The sequence below is a fragment of the Arsenicicoccus bolidensis DSM 15745 genome, assembly GCF_000426385.1.
In the GTDB taxonomy this organism is placed as follows: Bacteria; Actinomycetota; Actinomycetes; order Actinomycetales; family Dermatophilaceae; genus Arsenicicoccus; species Arsenicicoccus bolidensis.
In genome coordinates this window covers 1-5,481 of sequence record NZ_AUFG01000076.1, presented here as the reverse complement: position 1 = coordinate 5,481, position 5,481 = coordinate 1, and the positions used below count along the sequence as shown (strand labels likewise).

4 protein-coding genes are annotated in these 5,481 nt (G+C 67.3%); 3 read left to right on the top strand and 1 reads right to left on the bottom strand.

Annotated features, from left to right (window positions below; genetic code table 11):
- Positions 1 to 278 (bottom strand): transposase (locus K313_RS0119330; protein ID WP_029213010.1); only part of this gene is annotated, 278 nt, incomplete at its 3' end.
- 111 nt (positions 279 to 389) lie between these two features.
- Here K313_RS0119330 and K313_RS0119325 point away from each other — a divergent pair.
- From K313_RS0119325 to K313_RS23780, 3 genes are all read left to right on the top strand, one after another.
- Complete coding sequence (locus tag K313_RS0119325; RefSeq protein WP_156911488.1) at positions 390 to 3,671, top strand: RHS repeat-associated core domain-containing protein; 3,282 nt, start codon at positions 390 to 392, stop codon at positions 3,669 to 3,671.
- Positions 3,672 to 4,295: 624 nt separating this feature from the next.
- Complete coding sequence (locus K313_RS0119315; protein ID WP_051274234.1) at positions 4,296 to 5,210, top strand: FRG domain-containing protein; 915 nt, start codon at positions 4,296 to 4,298, stop codon at positions 5,208 to 5,210.
- Between the two features lie 47 nt (positions 5,211 to 5,257).
- Positions 5,258 to 5,481 (top strand): transposase (locus K313_RS23780; RefSeq protein WP_029212832.1); only part of this gene is annotated, 224 nt, incomplete at its 3' end.

The following is a 5,481-nucleotide window of genomic DNA, read 5'->3' as shown; positions in this document are numbered from 1 at the left end:
AAAGTTGCTGCCGCCTTCAGAATCACGTTGTCTTCCTCGAGGCGGCGCACCTTGGCCTTCAGCTCTTTGATCTCGGTGCGTTCGTCACTGGTGACCCCAACGGCCTGGCCGGCATCGATCTCGGACTGCTTGCACCAGTTACGGATCGTTTCCCGCGACATCCCCAACCGGGTCGCCACCGCCCCAGCGGCAGCCGTCACTGACCCGAACTCGGGCACCTGCTCACGGACCATCCGCACGGCACGGTCCCGCTCCTCGGCGGTGTACTTCTTGGGCATGGACCCCATCCTTCCTGAACCAGAAACGATGCGGCAGGAGACCGGGGCCGATTCACCGCCGCCCTGACCCGCGTCCGGTACGGGATCCAGGGCCAGGCCGGTCTGCCCGACATGAGCAGCGCCATGACCAGCCGCTGGGGACAGACCAACCCGCCCACCTACGCGGCCGCCGTGTTCGGCCCCGACTACACCGGCAACACCGACACCGTCACCGGTGACGACTGGCGGTACGCCGACCTGTCCTACACCGACCAGGCCGGGTACACCATCAACACCGCCTCCTACGGCACCGGCACCTGGCTGCCCACATACACGCGGTACAACACCCAGGGCAACGTCACCCTCGAGCTGGACGCCGACGCGATCCAGCGCGCACTGGCCTGGACCGCCGACAACCCCCTGCCCGACGGGCAGGCGTACGACGCGTCCGCGCTCGGCACCGTCACCGACTACAACCCCGACACCACCACGAGCACCGTGGCCGGTGTGCCCGCGAAGGCCCCCGCGGGGTCGTTCGTGACCGACGTGTGGGGACCCCAGCGGCCCTCAGTCCTGCGCGACGGAACCACCACGACCGTGCGCCCGCACACCAAGACCCTCTACGACCAGGGCGCCCCCAACAACGGCGTGAACCCCAAGACCGGCACCGGGTACGGCCTGGCGACCACGGTCACCGTGACCGCGGCCGACACCACCGGCACCGACGTCGAGACCACCGCCCGCACCATTACCGGGTACGAGCCCAAGACACCCGGTGACGACGCCACCAGCGGCTGGACCCTCGGCGCCTCGACGTCCACCACTACGGACATGAACCTGAACGGGACCGTGGACGCCGGCGACATCACCGCCCGCACCTTCCACGACGCCGAAGGCCGCACCACCGAGACCCGCCAGCCGTCCGAGGCGAACACCGGTGGGGGAGCAGGCACCACCCTCACCAGCTACTACACCGCTGCCGCGCAGACCGGCGCCGACGCCGCCTGCGGCGGCCACCCCGAGTGGGCCGGCCTGGCATGCGCTACTCGTCCGGCCGCGCCACCCCCAGGACAGACCCTTCCCGACGAACGAGCCACGAAATACACCTACCAGCTCGCGCCCGCCGCCACCGTGGAGACCAGCGGCGCCGTCACCCGCACCACCACCAGCACGTACCTGCTCGACGGGCGCGCCGACACCGTCACGACGACCGTGGCCGGGCTCGCCTCGAGCGCGGCCCGACCCGGCACCAAGACCCTCTACGACCCCGCCACCGGGATCGCGACCGGGACCGTCGAGCTCGACAGCAACGGGCAACCGACCGGGCCCAGCCAGTCCGCCACGTTCGACACGTGGGGTCGCCAGACCAGCACCACGAACCAGCTCGGTGACAAGGCCACCACCAGCTACGACACCGCCGGGCGGGTCGCGTCCGTCACCGACGCCAAGGGCACCACGAGCTACGGGTACGACGGCACCGACCTCGCCGGGAAGACCGAGCACCGCGGGATGACCACCCGCGTCATCATCACCCGCTCCGCCGGCAAGGGCGACATCACCTACACCGGCGCCTACGACGCCGACGGCAAGCTCTACCGGCAGAGCATGCCCGGCCAGCTCGAGCAGACCACCACCTACGACGACGCCGGTGAACCTACCGGCCTCGCCTACACCGGGCAGGTCACCCCCTACACCACCAGCGCCGACGCCGACGGCAACACCGTCTACACCCCCGGCACCCCCACCCGCGGCGTGTGGATGGCCTGGACCCAGGCCAACGACCCCGCCGGCCGCGTCGTACGCGACTACACCGGACAAGGCGCCGCGTTCGACGGGAAGGCCGGCACCACCGACACCCCCACCAACGTCGCCAAGCCTGGGGATGCCATCGGCTACGACCGCGCCTACACCTACGACCAGGCCGGACGCCTCAGCAAGGTGACCGACCGGACCGCCACGACGACGGGCACCACCGTCACCCCCGACACCGACGCCACCACGACCGACGGCACCACCAGCAGCATCCCCTGCCAGGTCCGTACCTACGGCTTCGACGGCACCCTGGGCGTGAACGGGAACCGGACCAGCCACCGCGTCGAAGACCACGCCGACGGCTCCTGCGCCAGCACACCCAGCCAAGTGCTGGACAAGACGTACGCGTACGACACCGCCGACCGCCCCACCACCGGCACCAACGCCGTCGGCGCGTACACGTACGACGAGCTCGGGCGGCAGACCCTCGTGCCCGCCGTCGACGCCCCCGACCCGGCCAGTGGGGACATCACCCTCGGGTACTTCGACAACGACCTCCCCGCCAGCGCGCGGCAGGGCGGCACCGACACCACCTTCACCCTCGATGTCGCGGGTCGGCGTCTGACCCAGCGCACCACCAGCACCGGCGGGGCCGTGCAGTCCCAGACCGTGGTGCGGCACTACACCGACGGCACCGACAACCCGTCCTGGACCGTCATCACCCCCGACGGCGGAACCCCAGCCACGACGCGGTTCGCTGAGTCGCTCGGCGGAGACCTCGGCGCCCAGCTCGCCCAGGACGGGGCCGTCGACCTGACCCTGACCACCCTGCACGGCGACACCGCCACCACCCTCACCATCCCCGCCGACCAGTCACAAGACGCCGCAGCCACACGGATCAACGGGTGGAGCGACTACACCGAGTACGGCACCCCCAGAAACCCCTGGGCCACCATGAACGTCGACGGGCCCCTCGGCTACGGATGGCTCGGAGCCAAACAACGCTCCACCACCCTCGAAACCGCCGGCCTCACCCTCATGGGCGACCGCTACTACAACCCCACCCGCGGCGCCTTCACCAGCCTCGACCCCGAACCCGGCGGCAACCCCACCGCCTACACCTACCCCCTCGACCCCATCAACAGCTACGACCTCGACGGACGCCGGCAAGAGGTAGGCGGGTACGGTGGAGGAGGCGGAGGCGGCTCCAGTTACGGCGGCAACTTCGACCTGTACGACACCCGCAAGAACGGCAAGGGTGTCGTGGGTGCCGCCTACCGAAACCGAGGCGCGATCGCGAGAGAAGCGGCTCTAACTTTCATCCCAGGCGGAGTGTTCGTACGCGCGTTGAGAATAGGCGCCAAGGCCTATCGACTCGCCCGCGCAGCCAATGCGGCGAGCAAAGTACGATACGGAAGACGATTGAAGGCCCTAAACGGAGGAAAGAATCGGGTTTCCATTAAGCGCCGCGGGCGTCAATACCATTACGACGTGGCGGGCGACGCACACTTCGAGAAGTCGACCCAGAGGTATATTCATACTCCCCACAAATATCATATTCGATTCAACGGGAAGGGTCAGCCGAACTTCCGCTCACCCACCACTCCCATGGGCTGGTCTGACCTGGCACGCGTCCGAATCCATTTACACTACCGGAGGTAGCTAATGATTACGTCGGCGAGTCCCGGTAACCTGGGCGCTTGGAGACTCAACTACGATGAGATCGAGGTGCCTTTCCATCCCATCCCTCTTGACTTAAAGAACGACTACGCCACGGACACCGTCCTATACGATGGTGAGTCCTTTGAGATCATACTCACTTCTCCACGTGGAGTAGACGGGCCCACACGAATCAAGCTTGTGTGGATCGGCGCGAAAGTTCATAAGCTGTCCATAGAGTGTCTTTCCTACGGGCATAATCTGCGCTTCTTCGCCGCCTTATTGACAAGAGAAAACGCAGATAGTCTGTCCTTCACGGTTCTCTTAGAGGCCTCCGAAATCGATCTCACCGCCTCGCGACTGTCGGTTTTTCTGGAATAGGTCTCCGATATGTATCGGGCTATCGAAAGGTTGCCCGTACGGCCGGGCGGATGCGCCCGGGGCGGGCTGGAGAAATGGCTAGTGTGGACTGTGTTCGAGAGCTGACGCACAGCGTCCAAGTCGGCAATCAGAGCAGCCGCTACCCTGGCCGCTCCGGTCCAGTCGTGCAGTCCTATTGCCCGGGATAATGCACGGAATCCCGTGTCATAACGACTGCCTGGCGTCTCGCAGGGCACACTGGGTCGCATGACCACGATCGACTGGGAGAGCTCGGGCTGGGGGCTGCGCATCAGCTCGGTCGACGAGCTCATGCGCCTCGTCTCTCGGCTGACACTGACCCGCGTTCTGGGCGAACGGATCGTCTGGCGTGGGGTGCGGTGCGCGTCCTGGCCGATCGAGTCGTCCCTGCAGCGCGCCATCCGCGACTATCCGGATTACTACGCGGCGGCACGCCACGAACGCGGGCCCGACCTGCTGCGACAGGCTGAGCGCTCCTTGATCACGCTGGCCAGGGACTGGGGCATCGGAGCCAACAACGGCGCCTTCCACACCGACCTTCAGGTCCTGGCCACCCTGCAGCACCACGGCGTCCCGACCCGCCTCTTGGATGTGACCACCGACCCGGTGACTGCGCTGTGGTTCGCCTGCGCCTTCCCACCGTCGAGGGGCGAAGATGACAGCGAGGACGCCGCCCTGTTCGCGTTCGCCACAGCAGGAGAGGAAGAGCTCACCATGACCGTCCCGGAAGGGACCGTTAGCGAGCTCGACGATGGGTTGGCATGGTCCCTGAACCAGGCGCTGAGCGCTGGTGCCTCGCGTCCGGTCCTGGTCCGGCCCGCGTTTCCTGACGCGCGGATGCTCGCCCAGTCCGGGCGGTTCCTCATCGGACAGCCCGCCTCGCAGGCACCGGAGGGGGCCGCGGACGATGAGCGCCGCGAGAGCCCGATCCCCGGCCTGCGCGCCGTTACCTACGACCAGGTCGAGGCGTCGTCAAACGGACCGAGTTTGAGGGCGCTGCTGGAGCACGAGCCACCGAGCGAGCCAGTGCACATCCCGTTCGCCGCCGTGGTCATCCCCCGAGCGCTCGTCCGCGAGGTCTGCGAGGTGGTCCTGGACCAGTACGACAAGACCTACCGGGGGGACTGCTGCAGGGGTAGGTGACAGCCGATCTGTGGTGCCGTCTGGTGCCACGGGAGAGGATGTGCTTCATGCCCAAGCCCCACCCCAAGGAGTTCCGCGAGGACGTCGTGCGCGTGGCTCGCAACCGTGAGCCTGGTGTGACGTTGAGGTCGATCGCGGTGGATTTCGGGATCAGCGAGTCCTGCCTGACGAACTGGATGTCCGCCGCTGCGATCGAGGACGGCACCCGCCCCGGTGTCACACAGGCCGAGCATGAGCAACTGCGCGAGGCGAAGAAGCGGATCCGGTTGCT